The sequence below is a fragment of the Sporosarcina quadrami genome (assembly GCF_014836615.1).
Classification (GTDB): Bacteria; Bacillota; Bacilli; order Bacillales_A; family Planococcaceae; genus Sporosarcina; species Sporosarcina quadrami.
Window position 1 is genome coordinate 40,989 of sequence record NZ_JACSQN010000002.1, and the last position, 19,932, is coordinate 60,920.

At 40.4% G+C, this 19,932-nt stretch carries 19 protein-coding genes; 10 read left to right on the top strand and 9 right to left on the bottom strand.

Annotation, left to right across the window (positions count from 1 at the left end; translation table 11 throughout):
* The first annotated feature begins 5 nt into the window (after positions 1-5).
* The 6 genes from H9649_RS02145 to H9649_RS02170 all read left to right on the top strand — a co-directional run bounded on the left by H9649_RS02145 (position 6) and on the right by H9649_RS02170 (position 7,088).
* On the top strand, positions 6-998 hold the full coding sequence (locus H9649_RS02145) for an AAA family ATPase (RefSeq protein WP_191693015.1): 993 nt from the start codon (positions 6-8) through the stop codon (positions 996-998).
* On the top strand, positions 998-1,870 hold the full coding sequence (locus tag H9649_RS02150) for a DUF58 domain-containing protein (RefSeq protein WP_191693016.1): 873 nt from the start codon (positions 998-1,000) through the stop codon (positions 1,868-1,870). The genes H9649_RS02145 and H9649_RS02150 overlap by 1 nt, the downstream gene beginning before the upstream one ends.
* A 14-nt stretch (positions 1,871-1,884) precedes the next feature.
* Complete coding sequence (locus H9649_RS02155) at positions 1,885-3,648, top strand: vWA domain-containing protein (RefSeq protein ID WP_191693017.1); 1,764 nt, start codon at positions 1,885-1,887, stop codon at positions 3,646-3,648.
* Complete coding sequence (locus tag H9649_RS02160; RefSeq protein WP_191693018.1) at positions 3,632-6,226, top strand: VWA domain-containing protein; 2,595 nt, start codon at positions 3,632-3,634, stop codon at positions 6,224-6,226. The genes H9649_RS02155 and H9649_RS02160 overlap by 17 nt, the downstream gene beginning before the upstream one ends.
* Positions 6,227-6,257: 31 nt before the next feature.
* Entirely contained in the window at positions 6,258-6,446 is a 189-nt protein-coding gene (locus H9649_RS02165) for a hypothetical protein (protein WP_191693019.1), read from the top strand.
* Between the two features lie 69 nt (positions 6,447-6,515).
* Entirely contained in the window at positions 6,516-7,088 is a 573-nt protein-coding gene (locus tag H9649_RS02170) for a hypothetical protein (protein WP_191693020.1), read from the top strand.
* 265 nt (positions 7,089-7,353) lie between these two features.
* Here the strand turns inward: H9649_RS02170 and H9649_RS02175 are convergent, their stop codons facing one another.
* The 6 genes from H9649_RS02175 to H9649_RS02200 form a co-directional block, all read right to left on the bottom strand.
* Complete coding sequence (locus tag H9649_RS02175) at positions 7,354-8,514, bottom strand: MFS transporter (RefSeq protein ID WP_191693349.1); 1,161 nt, start codon at positions 8,512-8,514, stop codon at positions 7,354-7,356.
* Between the two features lie 175 nt (positions 8,515-8,689).
* Positions 8,690-9,763: an ABC transporter substrate-binding protein gene (locus tag H9649_RS02180; RefSeq protein ID WP_191693021.1), complete on the bottom strand. Its 1,074-nt coding sequence runs from the start codon at positions 9,761-9,763 to the stop codon at positions 8,690-8,692.
* Positions 9,760-10,560: an ABC transporter permease gene (locus tag H9649_RS02185; RefSeq protein ID WP_191693022.1), complete on the bottom strand. Its 801-nt coding sequence runs from the start codon at positions 10,558-10,560 to the stop codon at positions 9,760-9,762. Before H9649_RS02185 ends, H9649_RS02180 begins: the two co-directional genes overlap by 4 nt.
* A complete protein-coding gene (locus H9649_RS02190; protein ID WP_191693023.1) occupies positions 10,544-11,368 on the bottom strand; it encodes an ABC transporter permease in 825 nt (274 codons plus the stop codon). The genes H9649_RS02185 and H9649_RS02190 overlap by 17 nt, the downstream gene beginning before the upstream one ends.
* Positions 11,358-12,464, bottom strand: coding sequence for an ABC transporter ATP-binding protein (locus H9649_RS02195; RefSeq protein ID WP_191693024.1), 1,107 nt, complete (start codon positions 12,462-12,464; stop codon positions 11,358-11,360). The genes H9649_RS02190 and H9649_RS02195 overlap by 11 nt, the downstream gene beginning before the upstream one ends.
* 197 nt (positions 12,465-12,661) lie before the next feature.
* Complete coding sequence (locus H9649_RS02200; RefSeq protein ID WP_225229625.1) at positions 12,662-14,122, bottom strand: hypothetical protein; 1,461 nt, start codon at positions 14,120-14,122, stop codon at positions 12,662-12,664.
* A gap of 284 nt (positions 14,123-14,406) precedes the next feature.
* Between H9649_RS02200 and H9649_RS02205 the strand changes: the two genes are divergently transcribed.
* From H9649_RS02205 to H9649_RS02215, 3 genes are all read left to right on the top strand, one after another.
* Positions 14,407-14,949 (top strand): peroxiredoxin, encoded by a 543-nt coding sequence (locus H9649_RS02205; protein ID WP_191693025.1) that lies wholly within the window; start codon positions 14,407-14,409, stop codon positions 14,947-14,949.
* 75 nt (positions 14,950-15,024) lie between these two features.
* Entirely contained in the window at positions 15,025-15,474 is a 450-nt protein-coding gene (locus H9649_RS02210) for a TlpA family protein disulfide reductase (RefSeq protein ID WP_191693026.1), read from the top strand.
* Positions 15,475-15,593: 119 nt separating this feature from the next.
* The gene (locus H9649_RS02215) at positions 15,594-16,253 is read left to right on the top strand and encodes a potassium channel family protein (protein WP_191693027.1); all 660 of its coding nucleotides are present in this window, start codon (positions 15,594-15,596) and stop codon (positions 16,251-16,253) included.
* A 57-nt stretch (positions 16,254-16,310) separates the two neighbouring features.
* Here the strand turns inward: H9649_RS02215 and rnjA are convergent, their stop codons facing one another.
* The 3 genes from rnjA to def form a co-directional block, all read right to left on the bottom strand.
* Entirely contained in the window at positions 16,311-17,978 is a 1,668-nt protein-coding gene (rnjA, locus tag H9649_RS02220; RefSeq protein ID WP_191693028.1) for a ribonuclease J1, read from the bottom strand.
* A gap of 5 nt (positions 17,979-17,983) precedes the next feature.
* Entirely contained in the window at positions 17,984-18,193 is a 210-nt protein-coding gene (locus H9649_RS02225) for a DNA-dependent RNA polymerase subunit epsilon (protein WP_191693029.1), read from the bottom strand.
* A gap of 260 nt (positions 18,194-18,453) precedes the next feature.
* Complete coding sequence (gene def / locus H9649_RS02230) at positions 18,454-19,011, bottom strand: peptide deformylase (RefSeq protein ID WP_191693030.1); 558 nt, start codon at positions 19,009-19,011, stop codon at positions 18,454-18,456.
* 133 nt (positions 19,012-19,144) lie between these two features.
* On the opposite strand from def, the gene H9649_RS02235 reads away from it, so the two are divergent.
* Positions 19,145-19,786: a YkyA family protein gene (locus H9649_RS02235; RefSeq protein ID WP_191693031.1), complete on the top strand. Its 642-nt coding sequence runs from the start codon at positions 19,145-19,147 to the stop codon at positions 19,784-19,786.
* The last annotated feature ends 146 nt before the right edge of the window (positions 19,787-19,932 follow it).

A 19,932-nucleotide genomic window follows, 5' to 3' on the forward strand; every position in this document is an offset into this window, starting at 1 on the left:
GGAATATGTCATTTTCACCTGAACAATTTGAAGAAATGAGCAAAAAGCTTGCTGAGGTGCGAAACGAAATCGGAAAATTTATCGTAGGGCAAGAGGAAGCCGTAGAGTTCTCCATCTACTCGATACTAGCGGATGGTCATGCATTACTAGAAGGACTTCCAGGGTTAGGTAAAACGATGTTAATCAGAACAATATCGGAAGTGTTGGATTTGTCTTTTTCTCGTATTCAGTTCACACCGGATCTTATGCCGGCCGATATAACTGGAACAAGTATTTTAGAGCGTTCTCCAGAAGGTATCCAAAAATTTGTTTTCAAAGAAGGACCGATATTCAGTCAGATGGTATTAGCGGATGAGATTAACCGTGCGACACCAAAAACGCAAAGTGCCTTGCTGGAAGCGATGGGCGAAAAAACCGTGACTGTCCTAGGAGAAACACGTAAGATGGCTAAACCATTTTTCGTGTTGGCAACCCAAAATCCAATCGAAATGGAAGGTACGTATCCGTTGCCAGAAGCACAGATGGACCGGTTTGTATGTAAAGTTCTATTGCCTTATCCTTCTAAGGAAGAATTGAAGCAAATAATGATTAGGACAACTGGCCCGAATTCCATTCCAATCCAGAAAGTGATGGATACTAGAACAATTATTGAGGCACAGGAAATGGCGAAAACGGTCGTCATTGCGGATGAAATGATGGACTATGCCGTTGATCTAGTTGCAGCAACTCATCATAAAGCAGAGACGGGAGATACATGGACCCAATATGTCCAATATGGCAGCGGACCGCGAGGCTTACAATCAATCATCCGATTGGCGAAAGCGAGAGCTCTTATGGCTGGACGTTTCCATGTGTCAATTGCTGATATTAAGACAGTTGCTAAGCCTGCACTGAGACACCGTATTCTCATTAATTATGAAGGGGAAGCGGAAGGGGTAGATGTGGATAAGCTCATTGATAAATTAGTAGAAGAGATTCGCCAAGGGGCGTCTATCTGATGACAGAAGAACTGTTTCCCGATCGGTTGACGAAGAGGCTTGGAGCCTTATCGATTTCAACACGGTCTAGACGTCTCGGTCAGCATAAAGGAACACATCGATCTAGCAAAACTGGAACTTCTTTGGACTTTTCTGATTTCCGGGAATATCATCCCGGTGACGATCTGCGGCATATCGATTGGAATGTGTTTGCGCGTACAGATAAGCCGTTCATTAAACAATTCCTAGATGAACAGGAAATGCGAATACATATATTGCTCGATTCCACGAAATCGATGGGTACAGATGGAAAATGGAAGTTTGCACGCCAACTTGCCATTGGGCTTGGTCAGGTTGCATTAAAAAGTGGGGATACTGTATCCTTTTCAACTTGGACTGCAGAACAGAATTACTTCTTCAGAAAGAAAGGCGTTTTGCACCGCGCTTCTTTCAAGAAGTTTATCTCTAAATTAGAACAACCAGCATCTGATACGGGTTTTGCAGAACAAGCGCTACGTCACATTCCAAAAGCTGTTACTGTCCTATTTATAATTACAGATGGACTTGAGGAGTTGAGGAAATGGGAAACCTTGTTTAAAAGGATGCCTGGTATTTGTAAAGATATACGTTTGATTACGGTACATTCTCCGGCAGAAGAACTTCCTCTTTACGAAGGGGATATGCGGCTTATCGATGTCGAAAATGAGGCAGCTGTTGAAGTGTCGATGACTAGACGCGTTATGCAAGATTATAGTGAAAAGAAAAACAGACATGAAGCTGAATTAAGAGCATTAGCAAACAAATTCGGCATACAGCTTATGCGAACGGAAGTATCAGACGGCGCAATGGATGTGTTTACTAGACAAATGCGTCATAGCGGATGGCTACGTTGATAGGAGGCGGCTAAGTGGGATTCGAACATCTGGGTGGGATGTGGACGGCAATATTTCCGTTGGCCGTCCTTCTTTATTATTTTTTTAGGAAAAAGTATAGGTCGGCAACAATTTCTTCAACACTTTTCTGGGAGAAATCAATGCGGGAGACGAAGGTTTCTCCCTATTTAAAGAATTTGCAGCGTAATGCTTTGTTTTATTTGCAGATGGCTGCGTTGTTATTATTGGTTTTCATCTTATTAGGACCATATCTTCCAAAGGATGAGCATACTGCTGCACATACAGTGTTTGTAGTAGATACGTCTGCAAGTATGGCTGCGATGGACGGCAATCTTTCATTGTTTGAGCACAATAAAAAGAAGATTATGGAACTTGCTGAAGAAAGGACAGGAACTGAATTTACGATTGTGACAACGGGTAAAGAACCGAAACTTGTCATTCGTGAAGAATCGGATGAGCGAACTGTTCTAGGTGCTATCGATCAACTCGAATTGACGTATGAGCAAGAGCATATGGCACGCTCATTGGATTTTGTGAAATCGCTTGCTGCAGAAGGCGGTGTAGATGTACATTTTTTCACGGATTATTTGGATCGTTCCGTATTTATGGAAAGTGAGAACGGCATCAGATGGACTGTCCATACGAATGATCTGCCACTTGAGAATATAAGCATTGAAAAATTCGGTGTAGTTTCAACAACCAAAGGTACCGAGGCAATCGTTAAACTGTCAAACCAAAAATCATCAGTCCAGGCAGGCACTATACTCATTCGCAACGAAATAACCGGAGAAGAGCTGACGAAACAGGAATTCTCTTTGGATGGACTATCCGACACGCTGCTATCTTTTAAGGAACTTCCTGAATTATCTGCAGTGAAAGCTGTACTTGAAACCGATGATGATTTTAGTTTGGATAACGAAGCATTTGTGCTGCTTGGCAATGAATCGTCGGAAGTTATTGTTGATCAGCAATTGCATGAACTTGTAAAGAAAGCGTTTGAAGCGATCGGACTCGATGTGACATCGGGTTCCGTAAATGAAATGAACATTGCACGTGAGCAGGCATTGCTTGTGACGAATGAAACGAAGTTTTTGAATGAAGGGACGTCACCGATACTGTTGATAGGAAGGAATGACTCTGTAACCGATCAAGTGTCAGGCCGTGTCGATACAGCCAATGATGCACTATTCACGATTGCACAGGTTGAGGACGTTTATGTTAGCGGTTTATATCCGCCGTTTGAGAATTATGAAACGATAGCGAGTGTTTCAGGTAAGCCTTTCATTCAACGTTCACCAAGAGGCGATATCATCATACTGACAGATATCGGATTGACGGATTGGCCGCTGCATCCCTCATTCCCATTGTTTTTCTGGAGTGCTGCTGAAATGCTAACAACAGATAATAATATCGCAGGTATTTTTACGCCGAATGAACGGAAAGCTTTGTTAACGAGCGGCGGTTCTGAAAGTATCGAAGTGTTTACAATCGACGACAAATATATCGCAACTTATCCGGACGGCGGCAGTTTTGTAGCTCCTGCCAAACCCGGCATCTATAAGCTTCTGGATAACGGAAAAGAAGAGCTGCTAACAGTTCAGTTGGAATCATCTGAAAAACTGGTCAAACATGGTGCAAGTTATTCTCTTGGAGGAATTAGTACATTGAACGATAAAGAAGAAGGTAAGAATACGATTGGATGGCTAATTCTATTGCCTGTACTCCTTCTATTACTGATTGAGTGGGAGGTGCAGAGACGTCGTGGATATCCGAATTGAAGAACCGTTATGGCTGCTGTTGCTAATTCCAATCGCCATATTCATGGCTTTCACATGGATGAAATCTAAAATGAGAGTTAAAAGCAGAGGGACAATTCTTTATGCTCTAAGGAGTATCACAATCCTGTGCATAGTCTTTGCACTTACAGTCCCTTACATGCTTTTGCCAAATGAGGAGGAGCAGATACTGTTCGTCGTAGACAGATCCGTTTCTGTAGGAGAAGCACAGAAGCTTGCAGATGAATGGGTTGCCGAAAGTTTAAAAACTCGGAAATTGAACCAATCTGCGGGATTATACTCGTTCGCAGGTACATTCCGTACCGATACACAACTCACTCATAAAGAATTGTTACAACCAGGAAATGAACCAATGCAAACGAGTGGCGCAACGAATATTGCCAATGCGGTCGATTTAGCATCATCCGTTGCGAAATCTGGGATGGCGACTCGTATTGTATTATTGTCAGATGGGCTGGAAACAGAAGGCTCAATCGAGGAATTACTGCCTAAATACGAGGGCAGCTATGTTCAAATAGATACTGTCGAATTAAAAAGATTAAACTTGGCAGATGCCTCCGTTTCCCTATTTGAAACTCCGAGAAGTGCATATGAAGGCGAAAAACAATTGGTCCGTGTGGAAGTGGATTCGTCAACAAAAACAGAAGGCCAGCTTCTGATTTACAGGAATGATGAAGAAATCATAAAAGAGAACGTCACTTTGGATGAAGGCAGCAACTCTTTTGCATTCAATATGGAAGCAAGAGGCGAAGGTTTATTGAAATACGAAGCGAAACTAATTGTACCTAATGATGCTTTCCTGGAAAACAATCGGATGCTATCCATTACAAAGCTTGAACAGTCACCGAGGATTCTTGTCGTCCAGACGGATCGAAATCCTTCAGTCATTCCATCCCTGCTGGACAACAATGCATTGGATGTAGATGTTGTTGATGCAGACCTATTGCCTGAATCACTGTCTGGCTATTTAGGTTATGGGGCAATCATTTTCGATAATGTCCCCGGTCATCTTGTCGGCGAACATAAAATGACGGTGATCGAGCAGGCTGTGAAAAAATTCGGCACAGGTTTCATGATGGTCGGTGGAGAAGACAGTTTTGGCCTTGGCGGCTATTTCAAATCACCGATTGAACGGCTACTGCCGGTTGAAATGGAAGTGAAGGGGAAAGAGCAGTTGCCGTCCCTTGGTCTAGTTATTTCACTGGACCGCTCAGGTAGTATGTCGGGTTCAAAAATCGTCATAGCGAGGGAAGCGGCCGCACGAGCAGTGGAATTACTCAGAAATGATGATACGTTCGGATTTACGGCATTCGATCATGAGATCTGGGAAGTGATTCCTGTCGGACCGCTTCAAGATAAACAGGAAGCGATTGATCAAATCTTGTCAGTGCCTGTTGCTGGTGGTACGGACATCTTTCCGTCTATAAGGAAAGCATATGAAGACTTGGCTGATTTGAAACTACAGCGAAAACATATCATTTTACTGACAGACGGACAATCAGACATGCCGGCGGACTATGAAGATGTCATTTCCGAAGGGAAAAGCTCAAATATCACATTGTCTACGGTTTCAATCGGTTCAGATGCGGATGTAAGTCTTCTTGAAGAATTAGCGGAAATCGGAGGCGGGCGTTTCTATGATGCAGTCGACGAGTCGACCGTTCCTTCCATTTTAACAAGGGAAACATCCATGTTAACGAGGACATATATTGAGGACGATCCTTTCTACGTTAACTTAAATAATGTACCCGAATGGACTTCAATCTTTAGTGAAGGCGTTCCGCAAATGAATGCGTATATTGCTGCTACGCCAAAAGGGACAGCAACAATTGTTGCTGAAAGTCCGAAAGAGGATCCAGTCATTGCAGAATGGATGTATGGTCTCGGGCGCACAGTCGCTTTCACTTCCGATTCATCAGGCAAATGGTCAGGTGATCTGGCAAGGTGGGAAGGGTACGCAGATTTCTGGAATGCTGCTGTTTCAAGATTGCTGCCGTCTTATGAGGATGTGCCATATGTCATCACACATGACCGGGGCGGAACGTATACAGTTACGGACACATCGCGGAATTCAGCTTTTCTTGACATTTCGATTGTAGATGAAAAAGGAGTGGATGTGCCGTTTCAAATGGAACCGTTAGCTCCCGGGAAAGTAAGGGTTCAACTAGATGCTGAACCGGGTCTTGTGTTCTTCGGAGTGTCTGATGACAAAGGCGGACTATTTGAAGCTGGTGTCTCAGTCCCGTACAGCGATGAATATAGGCCATCAGTGCCTGATTCTGCACTGCTTGCAAAGATTGCAGAACGAACAGGCGGAATGGTATTGGATTCACCCGCTGACGCATTTAGGGCGCATCCATTTAAAAGTGGTGATCGACTTCCGATTGCGAACTGGCTCATCTTGACTGCGATGATTCTGTTCTTCATTGATATTACATTGCGCAGGTTCGGGATGTTCTCAGGATTAATGACCCGAACGGTTGCTCCGATCGATACTGTAACCCAGCCGACGTCTGAGAATCATGTGGCAGAATTGTTGAAAAAGAAAAGAAGACGATAGAATAATACTGGTTCGGTTGATGGGGGAAAAGATGTTTGCTCATTTGGTTTCTTTATCAATTGTACCAGTCATTACGCAATGGGTCTTGGAAGAGTTCCGATCCTGTCAAATCAGCTTGATGGAATATGAAGAGCTGATGGGGCTTCGCGTTAAAGTGACACAACGCGCAACATCTAAACAAATGATTGATCGGCATCGCCTGGCGCGGTGCTTTTTTTAATGCTGAAAATTGAAACTTTTTATCTACGGTAACGTATATGAAGTAAGTGATTTTACAGGAGGGATTAGCTTGAAAAAAATTGCACTTATCATCGGTTCGATCGCTTTAATCGCTTCGCTCATAGGCTGCGGAAATACGGCTGCTCCTAGTGGGTTGGAAGGATATGAGGATTCGGATGTGGCAGCTATTGTCAGAGGGAAAGAAATCACAATTGGCGACTTGCGATTTCTTTATGCGGATGAAGATGTCCTCACAGGCATTGAAGCTGCTGCGCAAACGGAGCTGATGATCCAGGAAGCGAAAGCAAAGAATGTCAACGACGATCTCTCTGTTAAAATCGCCTCAGTAAAGGCATCAATGGAATCCGTTACTTTCAAAGAACAGCCGATGGAAGAAGAGGAGCGCAAGTTCATCCTATCCCAGTCAGAAAAGCTGAACATGGACGTGAATGATTATTTCAAAAAGTATATGGTCATGCATACTGAAATGACGTGGTATTTGCTCAGATTTTATGAAGAGGCTTTTCGGCTCTATGATGGTGTAGATGAAGAATTGGAAGCGTACAACGCGGAACTTGATCTATTTTTGAAAAATTGGATGACAGAGCATGAGGGCGACATTGAAATTCTGATTACACCGTAATGTCAAGTGCAGCCATAGGAGTGAATAGAATTACGAATAAAGTATCGCAAATAAACAGGCCACTATGCAGTATATAAAGTGTTGCTTTACCCTCCAGACGGCACGCCCTCCGGAAAGCGTACGGCTGGAACGTAAATCAACGTATCTAACACTATTCCAAATACGAGGGCGTTTATCGCAAAAGATTTTTTTGCAGACACTAAGTTGATTGGAGCGTAAATAAAAAACCTTATCTCCATATGCAAAAAGCATTGGAGATAAGGTTTTATCGCGTTCGAGATGCATCAAGCATCGCGGTATTTTTCTTAGACCACGTCGTAGCAATTGTGAAGCATATAAGAAGAATTATTGTCCCGAGTATATAAGGAAACGAATAATTTTTGTCGAAAATGTAACCGGCTAGTGCAGGACCGATCATATTGCCTAAACTCATATAAGCGTTCATCATCCCTGCGGCAAACCCTTGGTCCTCAGCAGCAAGCTTTGAAACAAGCGTGTTCACTGCGGGTCTGAGAAGGGAAGTCGCTGTTGAGAAGATTGTAGCTACAAGCAAAATGGTGAAAAATGTGTTCACGAATAATATGGCGAACATGGATAATGCAGCGACAAAAAGATTAACGAGAATAATCCGCATCTCTCCAAAGCGCTTAAATAATGGATTGATGACAAATGTCTGCACAACAACTCCTACAAAGCCACCGACAGTTATGAGAATGGCAATCTGAGTTGCGTCGTAGCCGAATTTTTGGTCGGCATATAATGATAACGTGGACTGATAGTTGGCCAATCCGAATGAAAAAGTGAACATGACAATTAATAAAACAAAATAAGAGGATTTTGTCGATCTGATCAGTTGTCTAATCAGATTCTCTGATTTCACGAGCGCTTTTTCAATCGCAATGCTTGGTGTAGGATTTGGCAATATGAAAATGGATAAAATCGCCGCGAAGAAAGAAGCTCCTGCTGCCACGTAAAAAGGGAAGTGAATACTTATTGTCGATAAAAAACCGCCTATTCCCGGTCCAATCATAAAACCTAAAGACATCGAGGCCCCAAGAAGACCAAGCCCTCTTCCTCTTTTTTCAAGAGGAGTAATATCAGCGACAAAAGCCATCATTGGTGGAACTAGGAAAGCCGCACCCATACCTGAGAAGAACCGTGATACAAATAGCATCCATAATTCAGTCGATAGGCTGAATGCTAATTGAGAAGCTCCGTATATGAAAAGTCCAATAATGATAATTTTTTTGCGACCATGTTTGTCAGATAATACACCGGATAAGGGTGAGAAAATAAATTGTGCAAAAGAAAATATAGCTATAAGAAAACCAAGCACTTTTCCTGCAACGCCAAATGTCTTTAAAAACTCTGGCATAATCGGAATGATCAATCCGATACCGGCCATCGCAATGAACATATTGAACATCAGGACATAGAGTGCGAAATTTGTGGATTTAGAATTTGACAACAGCACTCCGCCTTTCAAAACTATTTCGGGTTATTGAAATAGTTTACCATAGTAACTTAGTAAACACACTTCATAAAGATTGGAAAATCGCCATTCATCAAGCTTGTAGAATGCTTGTGAATAGCGATTGTTTTTATTTATTCAAACTCATCTTGAATTCAAGGAAAAGCTCATTATAGACACCGAGCAGTTCAAGTCCAAGGTTTTTGTACACTTCCAAGTGGCTGCGTGTATTTTCATCAGGATAAAACCGCTCATCTGCAACGACTTCAGGATCCATTAAGTCTAGTGCTGAAAGATTTGGCGTTGAATATCCGACGTAATCAGCATTTTGCGCTGCAACTTCCGGGTCGAGCATGAAGTTAATGAAAGCATGAGCTCCGTCGATATTGTCGACTGTTTTTGGTATGACGATATTATCAAACCATAGATTTGAACCCTCTTCAGGCACGATATAATCAATATCTTCATTCTCAAACATCATATCAGCTGCCTGGCCAGACCAAGTAAGTGATATGGCAGCTTCGTTATTAATCATCAACTGTGTCACTTCGTCTCCGATAACGGCTTTTACATTTGTTCTCAAAGCTTTCAATTTATCAGTCGCTTTACGCAACTCTTTTGTATCTGTCGAATTCAGTGAGTAGCCTAATGAATTCAATCCCATTCCAACCGTTTCCCGAGCGCTATCAACAAGAATCACTCGCTGTTTTAAAGAAGGATCCCAAAGATTGTCCCAGCTTTCAAACGTCTGTCCTTCCAGCAGGGTAGGATTGAAAGCAATTCCGACTGTTCCCCAGAAATACGGAATGGAGTATTTGTTCTTAGGGTCAAACGGTAAATCCATGAAGTACGGATCGATATTTTTACTATTTGGAACCTTACTATAATCAATAGGTATAAGAAGGTCTTTTTCTTTCATCATTTCCACCATGTATTCAGATGGGATGGTCACGTCGTATGAAGTGCCACCTTGCTCAATTTTTCCCATCATTGCTTCGTTGGAATCGAATGTTTCATAAATGACTTTGATTCCGGTTTCTTCTTCAAACTGTTTTAATAAGTCAGGGTCGATGTATTGTCCCCAGTTATAGACGGTAATTGTATCTTTTCCAGTTTTACTTCCTTCATTAAGCTCCCGATTAAAGAGAAGAAGAACACCTGAAATGAGTAGGATGAGAATGACTGATTGTGTGATCGATTTCATTTTCTCACCCCCGTAAATGGAGTCTTCAACTTTTGGTTAAGTAAATAATAACCGATGACTAATCCAGCCGTAACGATGAAAATGAGACCTGAGAGAGCGTTAATCGTTAAACTAATGCCTGTTCTAGCCATTGAGTAAATCTCTACTGACAATGTTGTGAATCCATTGCCTGTGACGAAAAATGTAACGGCGAAATCATCTAGTGAATACGTCAATGCAAGGAAGAAACCTGCAAAAATGCCAGGTTGGATGAAAGGGATGATAACCCGTTTCATAATGTCTTTTTTGGAAGCACCAAGATCGAGTGCTGCATCAATTAAAGTGGGATTCATTTCCGCTAGTTTCGGAAGCACCATAATGACAACGATTGGAATGCTGAAAGCGATATGGGAAATGAGCACCGAAGCGAATCCTAGCTTCACCCCAATAAGCGTAAATAGAATTAAGAAAGAAGCACCTATAATAACATCAGGGCTTACCATTAAAATATTGTTGAGTGACAAGACTGCATTGCGCATCTTCTTATTACGCATAAAATAAATAGCTAGAGCACCCATTACGCCTATGGCAGTAGATAGCAAAGCTGACAGAAGAGCGATGACAATCGTATTGATAACAATGATAATGAGCCGTTTATCTTCAAAAACTGCTGCATAATGCTCAAGAGTGAACGATTCGAAATTAGACATACCTCCACCCGAATTGAAAGAGTAGAAGATCAAATAGAAAATCGGCGCATACAAAATGATGAAGACGACTGCCAAAAACACTTTAGGGAGTTTACCGATTCTTTCCATTTACTTTCATCCCCCTTTCGTTGCCACTTGTAACGAGCATGATGATAAACATGAACAAAATGAGGAACACTGCGATTGTCGAACCCATTCCCCAGTTCTGTGTAACAAGAAACTGCTGTTCGATGGCAGTTCCGAGTGTAATAACTTTGTTACCTGCAATAAGTCGAGTAATCATGAAAAGTGACAATGCCGGTATGAAAACAACTTGTACACCTGATTTAACACCATTTATCGTAAGTGGCCAAATGACTCGTTTAAAAGTCGTCCATGAATTTGCACCGAGATCACGTGAAGCGTCGATTAGTGCAGGATTCAATCTGTCAAGCGCATTGAAAATCGGCAAGATCATGAATGGGATGAAAATATAGACAGACACGAATACAAAGCTGAAGTCTGTGAACAGGATTTGTTGTTTTCCGATTCCGATCATTTCTAGAAAGGCATTCAGTGGACCATATAAGCCCATTAAACCGATAAATGCATACGTCTTCAACAGAAGATTGATCCAAGATGGGATAATAATTAGTAACAGCCATAATTGTTTGTGTTTTGTCTTAGTCAAAAAATATGCAGTCGGGTATGCAATGAGTAACGAGAAAAACGTGATAAGAAAAGCATACCAGAACGAACTGATTGTCAAAGTCAAATAGACTGATGAGAAAAAGTTCTTATAATTCATCAGTGTAAAATTGCCAGATAGGTCGAAAAATGAATAATAGACGATTAAACCGATGGGCGCAAGAACGAATAGTAGAATCCAAACCGCATAAGGAATCGTATAAATGGAGCGCAAATTATTATTCTTCATCATCCATAGCTCCATACGCCTCAAGTCGAGCGTCATAATCCTCTTCAGATTCATTCAAACGCATAACATGAATATCTTCTGGATTGAAATCTAGACCGATGACCGAACCGACATCCGCTTTTTTTGTGGAATGGACGAGCCATTCATTGCCGTCATTGTCATACGTCGACAACTCATAATGAACACCACGGAAGAGTTGGGTATCGACAGTGACATTCAATTTTCCTTTGTCTACTGTCGTAATTTCCAAGTCCTCTGGACGCAATACAATATCGACTTTTTCATTTGGTTGTAGACCTGCATCCGCACAGTCGAACCGTTTACCTGTAAATTCAACGATATAATCCTCGATCATCCGTCCTGAGACAATATTGGATTCACCTATGAAATCAGCAACGAAACGGTTAATCGGTTCATCATATATATCGTGTGGTGTTCCGGACTGCTGAATTGCTCCGACATTCATAACGAAAATTTCGTCAGACATAGCAAGAGCCTCTTCCTGATCATGTGTGACGAAAACGAACGTCTTGCCTAACCGTTGTTGCAGCTCACGCAACTCATATTGCATTTCAGAACGAAGTTTTAAATCAAGTGCGGATAGCGGTTCATCGAGCAGAATAACTTCCGGATCATTAACGATAGCACGAGCAATTGCAACCCTCTGTCTTTGGCCACCTGACATTTCAGTGATTTCTCTGTTCTCATAATCCGCCAAGTTGACGAATTTCAACGCTTCTTTCACTCGTGTATCAATTTCTGCTTTTTTCACTTTTTTAATGCGTAATCCGAATGCAATGTTTTCATACACATTCAAATGGGGGAATAGGGCGTAATCCTGAAACACTGTATTCACTTGACGCTCATTTGCAGGCACATTGTTAATATTTTTGCCATTAAAATAAATCGTACCTTCAGTTGGCTCAATAAAACCTGCAATTAGACGAAGAATCGTTGTCTTGCCACATCCCGAAGGTCCTAATAAGGTGTAGAATTTCCCTCGTTCCATTTCAAATGAAACGTTGTCTAATACAGTAGTATCAGCCCCATATCTTTTCAAAACATTGTCAAAGCGAATAATCGGTTCTGTTTTCATCCATAAGTTCCTCCTTCATTCATCACATTGCAGGACATCATATCAGGATGTCATATATGTATGATCGCCTAACTTAGTATGCTTTTTCCTAGCTGTGCATAGATGCTTAATTATACAAGTTACTATTTGGAAATCAAAGCTTTTCATCAAAAAAAGCCAAAATCACTGTTGAAATGATTTCGGCCGTACATATGTGTTCATTCTACATCAATTGTTCGCTTCAAACTTCGTATCTTTTGAATAAACATCCGACCGAAAGTGTTGAAAATTAAATAACCTGATAAGCCTATACCTGTAACGGCGGTAATAAGGGAAATCCATTCAAAAACCGTATAAGTCGTATATTTTTTCCAACCGGAAGGTGCTTCCCAATCTGAAATCACTAGATTCATGCCGTAAATTCCTGAAATGACTGTGAAGATGGTCAAGATGAAAAGTAATGTATTTACTCTGTCAGCACGGCTATTTTCTTGGCTTTTATACAATTGTTGCAATGTTCCACTTACTTCATTGTATAGGCAATCCAAGTTGAAGGACTTCCTAAATAATGCCGCCAATTCTTTTCCTTCTGTTCGCGTGCTAATCTGGAGGAAATAGTACCAAGAAGAAAAAAGTGTAATCAATTTTATGAGTGATTTCACGTAGTATTCATCTTTCTTCCATTCAATTTCACTGTATTCAAAAGACATGCGCAGCAACATGATTTTATAATAATAGTGGAGAAGAAGATTATAATAGTGCGTTCCCATATAATGGGACAGTTCAATTGTAAGCTCGTCGGAAGAACGATTGGATATCGTTGAAAAAGCATGATCAGTTGTAAGCATATATAATTCTGGCGCCCACCGGTCATGGAGCGTGTCAGACAATGATTGTTTAATATAGGCAGGATTCGTCGAGGAGATGAAAGGTTGACCTTCTGGTGTCTTTCCATTCAGATTGCCTATCCTGAATAGATGCTCTTGTTCAATAGTAGCGTCTACCTCCGTCAATAAAAAGCTTGTTACGAACATCCTTTCATCTTCAATATAGGGAAGTGAGCCAAAATAACCTTTAAGTTTTTTGTCTTGGAGAATTACTGGTTTTAAGTAAGGGCATAAGTGTTTAAAGATGAAGTCATGGACAGATAATTTCTTCGAATTTGTTGAAACTATCACTTTGGAGCCTTTGTTTTCATCTAACCGTGATTCCACAGCTCTAAAATGCTGTGCAAATTCAAGAATGTCAGAAAGTTCTTTGTCTTGTTCCAATTCCGTCCGTAACGATAGAAATGCAATACCGAACGGTGCCAATATTACATCGATACTACGTACAATAAACGTTTGAATCGACTCATGAATTTCGAATTGGAAGTTTTCATTAACAACCTTTGTGAAGCGATGAAAACCTCTTTCTGTAATGGATGCGGGAAACAGTTTATGTTCAACATAAGGAAAGAAATATTGTTCGAGTTCTTGAACTTCTACTTTAATATGTTCACCATACGCCTTAGTATTTTTATGTTTTTCAGTTTCATTTAAGCGGAAATATGTAAAACTATTCTGTTCCAGCTTTTCGGTAATGGACTTTTTCTCTGATTGGTTATAGCTAAAAGGCATGAGAAAGGTCATATAGGATTGATGAATACTTAAGATATCTAATGGTTTTATTATACTCAAGAGTGGAACTGCCTCCAATCATTCTCAATTAACCGGCTTCCATTAAGAATTGTCATTACTAGTATTCCCTAATTGTGCAATGTGTTAAACATTTAAATCGTGCTAGATTCGCTTGGATATATCAATTTAAAACTAGTGGATACAAGCATTTGACACATTTAATGATAATCATTATTACATTCGAGATGTTATAATTGAAATTAGTTTAAGGATTTGGTATTCTTGATAAGGATTGTTCAGGAGATAATAAGAACTGAACGAAGAAATATTGGAGGGATTTACTCATGGTAGAACGAATGGTTGGTAAACAAGCACCAGAATTTACAATGGAAGCTGTATTAGCGGACAAGTCTTTTGGGAAAGTAAGTTTGGAAGAGAATATTAAGAATGACAAATGGACAGTTCTTTTCTTCTATCCAATGGATTTCACTTTTGTATGTCCGACTGAAATCACTGCAATGTCAGATCGTTATGACGAATTCGAAGATCTTGATGCAGAAGTGATCGGTGTGTCAACTGACACAATCCACACACATCTTGCATGGATCAATACAGATCGCAAAGACAATGGCCTAGAGCAGTTGAAGTATCCACTTGCTGCTGATACAAACCATGAAGTTTCACGCAACTACGGTGTATTGATTGAAGATGAAGGAATCGCGCTTCGTGGTCTATTCATCATCAATCCGGAAGGCGAATTGCAATACCAGACAGTGTTCCACAATAACATTGGTAGAGACGTTGATGAAACACTTCGTGTACTTCAAGCGCTTCAAACAGGCGGACTTTGCCCTGCAAACTGGAGACCTGGCCAGAAGACACTATAATTTTCCTTACAACCATTTCGGATCCCCACGCATAGAATAAGCAGTGGGGATCTTTTAAACCGGAGGAGATACAGTATGAAATTACGTGAACAAATGCCAGAATTGACTGGCGCTACAGCATGGCTTAACGGTGAAGTTACTAAATCAGAGCTCGTTGGCGAAAAACCTACGCTCATTCATTTTTGGTCTGTCAGCTGTCATCTTTGCAAGGAAGCAATGCCTGATGTGAATAACTTCAGAGATCAGTATAAAGATGAGTTGAACGTAATGGCTGTGCATATGCCACGCTCAGAAGACGATGTAGATCTGGGAAATATTAAAGAAGTTGCTGCTGAGCACGATATTACTCAACCGATTTTCGTTGACAGCGACTTGAAATTGACGGATGCATTCGACAATCAATATGTACCCGCTTATTATGTATTTGATAAAGATGGGCAACTACGACATTTTCAAGCAGGCGGAAGTGGTATGAAAATGCTTGAAAAACGTGTCAACCGAGTACTGGATGAAATGAGAAAATAAGATACCTATGGAAAGAGCGGCCTCTATTGGTCGCTTTTTCATTTGGGTTATTGTCGTTGAGGATACAACGACTCTTGTGATACACTTATTTCATCCATCTAGGAATTGGAGCGAAAGCTATGAAAAAAGAATTTGTTGTCATTGGTTTAGGACGATTCGGGGGAAGTATTGTAACCGAGCTTGTTGAACTTGGCGCCGAAGTGATGGCGATTGATATTTCATCGGATCGTGTAGAAGAATACGCACAGATTGCAACAACTGCAGTTACTGCTGATACAACAGACGAATCAGCTTTGCGCTCGTTAGGCATCCGTAACTTTGAACATGTCGTTGTCGCAATAGGTGAAAATATCCAAGCTAGTATATTGACGACTCTAATATTAAAAGAGGTCGGTGTGAAGCATATTTCGGTTAAAGCGCAAAATGATTATCATGAAAAAGTGTTACGGAAAATTGGTGCCGACCAAGTAGTCCATCCTGAACGGGATATGGCAAAACGAATAGCGAATAATATGGTATCTAACAATATCCTGGATTATCTCGAGCTTTCGGACGAATATTCCATTGTGGAAATTCGGGCGAATGAAAAACTTGCAGGTTCAACTTTAATTGATTTAGATATTCGTGCGAAGTTTGGTGTCAATATTGTCGCTATTAAACGTAATACACAAATTTTAGTTTCTCCACAGGCAATAGAAGAGATTGAATTGAATGATATATTAATTGTGATCGGTTCAGACATCGATATTCATCGGTTTGAAAAGAAAGCGTTACACTAAATGAATCGTCATCATTGAAAAAGCCCGATATCCAAATAGGATATCGGGCTTTGTGTATTATACTTCCATTACAACGGGTAAAACCATTGGTCTGCGCTTTGTCTGATCATATAAAAACGGTGACAAAATATCTATAATGTCGTTCTTCAATGAAGCTACATCTGCGGGAGAGCTATGAACTTTCTTTTGCATCTCTTTAGAGAGAAGTTGTTGGGCTTCGTTAATCATAAGTCCTGATTCTCGCATATATACGAATCCTCTGGAGATGATGTCTGGTCCACTTACAACCTTTTTGCGCTTCTTATCAATTGTTGCAACTACGATGACAAGTCCATCTTCAGATAGTACTTTTCGGTCCCGAAGTACAACGCTACCAATATCTCCGATACCGCTTCCATCAATATAGACATCACCAGAAGGTACTTTACCAGCAAGTCTAGCTGTATCCTCAGTAAGGGCAAGTACATCACCATTGCCCATGATGAAGTTGTTTTCAGGTAAGACATCACAACTAATCGCAAGTTCCTTATGCATTGTCAACATGCGATACTCACCATGGATCGGCATGAAGAATTTCGGTTGAATTAGGCGAAGCATCAACTTCTGTTCTTCCTGTGAACCGTGTCCTGACGTATGGATGTTGTTTAAAGCGCCGTGTATTACTTCTGCACCTGCTCTGAATAGGGCATTGATTGTCTTATTGACACTTAATGTATTTCCTGGAATTGGTGAAGAAGAGAAGATAACCGTATCGCCAGGCTGAATTTGTACTTGTCTATGTGTTCCGTTAGCAATTCTAGACAATGCCGCCATCGGTTCTCCTTGACTACCAGTACAAAGAATCATTACTTCATTCGCAGGGAGTCTGTTTAAAGACTGTGTGTCGACAAACAATTCTTTAGGCGCATTAATGTAACCGAGTTCACGGCCGATCGTAATTGCGTTATCCATACTGCGACCAAATACGGCGATTTTCCTACCGTATTTTTGAGCAGCTTCAATAACTTGTTCAAGTCGGTGTATGTTAGATGCGAAAGTTGCGAAAATTACCCGTCCTTCCACTTTCCTAAAGATTTCATTGAGACTATCTCCGACTTTACGTTCAGACATCGTGAAGTTTGGAACTTCTGCGTTCGTGCTATCCGAAAGAAGACATAAAACGCCTTCACTACCCACCTTAGCCATCTTAGCAAGGTTTGCTGGTTCGCCGACTGGGGTGAAGTCGAATTTGAAATCTCCTGTATGAACGATGTTGCCTGAAGGTGTTTTAACGATAACACCAAACGCATCAGGAATACTATGTGTTGTCCGGAAGAATGAAACAGAAGTCTTACGGAATTTTATAACGTCATCTTCTTTAATTTCAATCATCTTAGTAGAGCGCAATAAGCCGTGCTCATCCAATTTGTTGCGTAGTAACCCGAGCGCTAATTTACCACCGTAAACAGGGATATTAATTTTGCGAAGAAGATACGGAATGCCGCCAATATGATCTTCATGACCGTGAGTAATAAACAGCCCTTTGATTTTATCAATGTTACGTTCCAAATACGTATAGTCTGGAATGACATAGTCAATTCCTAACAAATCGTCCTCTGGGAATTTAATACCTGCATCAATGACAATAATCTCGTCTTGAAATTGAATACAGTACGTATTTTTGCCGATTTCACCTAGTCCGCCTAAAGCGAAAACAGCAGTTTCGTTATTCTTAATTAGTTTCATTGTATTCAGACCTGCTCAAGCTCAAAATGTGAAGATGCTTGCTCATATTCGAGGTGTGCACCTTCTAACAATTGAATCAATTCAATATTATAGTTTCGGTCACTCAATTTTTCGCGGACGGATTTTTCTGAATCAGCTTCGACATATGCATGTTGAGTGTTCTCGCGAATTGGAACTTGTAATGCGTTTTGTTGGTAATAAACTTTGTAAATCATAATAAACTCTCCTTTTTACGTTCGTTTGAACTCATTCTCTTCATATTATCATGCCACATCTTTAAAATAAAGAAAAGCCTACCAACAGAATTGGTAGGCGTAATTTAAGCGATTGTCTTTCTGCCGAGTATGCCGTTGAGCCGCTTAAGAAATCTACGTTTCAGGCGCTTGTACATGGGCATATCACTCCTTGAAACTATTGTACTGAAATTAGAACTTTCTGTCAAGTTTTATTTTCACTAAAAGTTTCAAATGATAATTCACTCTCTTTCGTAAGGAACTGCGCCTGGTATATCTTTAAATGGTGTATGCGGATCAATATGATCATAAAACATAATTCCATTCAAGTGATCCAATTCATGTTGGAACGCGATTGCGGGAAGTCCTTTCAGACGTAATTTAAATTCCTTTCCATCAATATCTAATGCTTTTATTGTAATACGAGCATATCTAGGAACGAAACCTTCAACATCACGGTCTACAGAGAGGCAACCTTCTCCGGAAGTGAGGTATGTCTTTTCAACAGAATGACTTACAATCTTTGGATTAATAGCAATAATGCTCAATGGTTTCTTATCATCTTCTTCTATATGGAGGGCAAATATCCTTTTAGAAACATTTACTTGTGGAGCGGCGAGACCTATTCCAGGGCGCAGGCCATATCTTTCGCAGAGTTCGTCTATTTGGCTGTTTACGACATAACCTAACAGATCTTCGCAAAGCGACAGCTCTTCTGCAGTCAGCGGAAAAGTGACTTCAGATGCCACTTCCCTAAGAGAGGGATGCCCTTCGCGTACTATGTCTTTCATTTCTATCATTGACGTTCTTCCTTTCGAATAAAATACTGTGTCCATAGTATAATCCAATACTATAAAGGGATAAAGGATTTTGTACATGCTTGAAATTAGAATCTTATCACGCTATAGTGAAAATCAGATTGGAGGAAAGAACATGAAGACTAAAATCATAGGGTTGCTTACTGTCGGCATGCTTGTACTCACTGGTTGCAGTATAGGCGCGTCCACGGAGAAACAACTTTCCGACACATTAACAAAAATGAATGACTCAGAGTCGACTTATCGTTCTGTGCAAACTAAGCTGACAGAATTGGAACAACATGAACAAAAGACCTTTACTGAAACAATGGAGCTAACTAAAGATGATGTCGATCAGCTCCGTACTAAAGTGGATGAGTTGAAGCAGTTAAATGATGAAAGATTAACTAATTTGGATGAAGAAGAAAAAGCAATGAATGAGGCTAAAGCATTCACCGGTGAACTGGATGATATTAAAGAGAAAGCAACAGATTCAGAGAAACAACAGATTCAAAAGCTGCAAGATGCTGTTAGTGAAAGATATGATTTGCACGCAACTTTTATTAGTGAATATAAAAAGCTTACTGCGATTCAAAAAGAATTTTATGGAATGCTGTCAAAAGAAGATGTGGAGTTGGATGAACTTAAACAACGTGTTCAAGAAGTTAATGCCCAAAATGAAGTTGTTCAAGCGACAATAACTCAATTCAATGAAGCTACAAAAAAAGTAAATAAAGTTAAAGAGAGTATCTTTAAAAGTTTGAGTACAGAAGAATAGTGGAAGGGAATAATGGAGACTCATTGTCTTCATTATTTTTTTTTAAATCTAATAGTGATCTATTATAATACAGTCGTCATATTGTAGTAGTACAGATATGTATTTTAAAATAATTTATACTTCTGATGCATTGCCCGAACCTATAG

What these genes read in the sequence shown, in the direction of transcription:
- rnjA (WP_191693028.1), bottom strand. Translation starts at nt 17,978, where the DNA reads ATGAAACTAATTAAGAATAACGAAACTGCTGTTTTCGCTTTAGGCGGA.
- def (WP_191693030.1), bottom strand. Translation starts at nt 19,011, where the DNA reads ATGATAGAAATGAAAGACATAGTACGCGAAGGGCATCCCTCTCTTAGG.
- H9649_RS02235 (WP_191693031.1), top strand. Translation starts at nt 19,145, where the DNA reads ATGAAGACTAAAATCATAGGGTTGCTTACTGTCGGCATGCTTGTACTC.
- H9649_RS02190 (WP_191693023.1), bottom strand. Translation starts at nt 11,368, where the DNA reads ATGAAGAATAATAATTTGCGCTCCATTTATACGATTCCTTATGCGGTT.
- H9649_RS02205 (WP_191693025.1), top strand. Translation starts at nt 14,407, where the DNA reads ATGGTAGAACGAATGGTTGGTAAACAAGCACCAGAATTTACAATGGAA.
- H9649_RS02150 (WP_191693016.1), top strand. Translation starts at nt 998, where the DNA reads ATGACAGAAGAACTGTTTCCCGATCGGTTGACGAAGAGGCTTGGAGCC.
- H9649_RS02195 (WP_191693024.1), bottom strand. Translation starts at nt 12,464, where the DNA reads ATGAAAACAGAACCGATTATTCGCTTTGACAATGTTTTGAAAAGATAT.
- H9649_RS02145 (WP_191693015.1), top strand. Translation starts at nt 6, where the DNA reads ATGTCATTTTCACCTGAACAATTTGAAGAAATGAGCAAAAAGCTTGCT.
- H9649_RS02175 (WP_191693349.1), bottom strand. Translation starts at nt 8,514, where the DNA reads ATGTTCAATATGTTCATTGCGATGGCCGGTATCGGATTGATCATTCCG.
- H9649_RS02165 (WP_191693019.1), top strand. Translation starts at nt 6,258, where the DNA reads ATGTTTGCTCATTTGGTTTCTTTATCAATTGTACCAGTCATTACGCAA.
- H9649_RS02185 (WP_191693022.1), bottom strand. Translation starts at nt 10,560, where the DNA reads ATGGAAAGAATCGGTAAACTCCCTAAAGTGTTTTTGGCAGTCGTCTTC.
- H9649_RS02180 (WP_191693021.1), bottom strand. Translation starts at nt 9,763, where the DNA reads ATGAAATCGATCACACAATCAGTCATTCTCATCCTACTCATTTCAGGT.
- H9649_RS02225 (WP_191693029.1), bottom strand. Translation starts at nt 18,193, where the DNA reads ATGATTTACAAAGTTTATTACCAACAAAACGCATTACAAGTTCCAATT.
- H9649_RS02215 (WP_191693027.1), top strand. Translation starts at nt 15,594, where the DNA reads ATGAAAAAAGAATTTGTTGTCATTGGTTTAGGACGATTCGGGGGAAGT.
- H9649_RS02210 (WP_191693026.1), top strand. Translation starts at nt 15,025, where the DNA reads ATGAAATTACGTGAACAAATGCCAGAATTGACTGGCGCTACAGCATGG.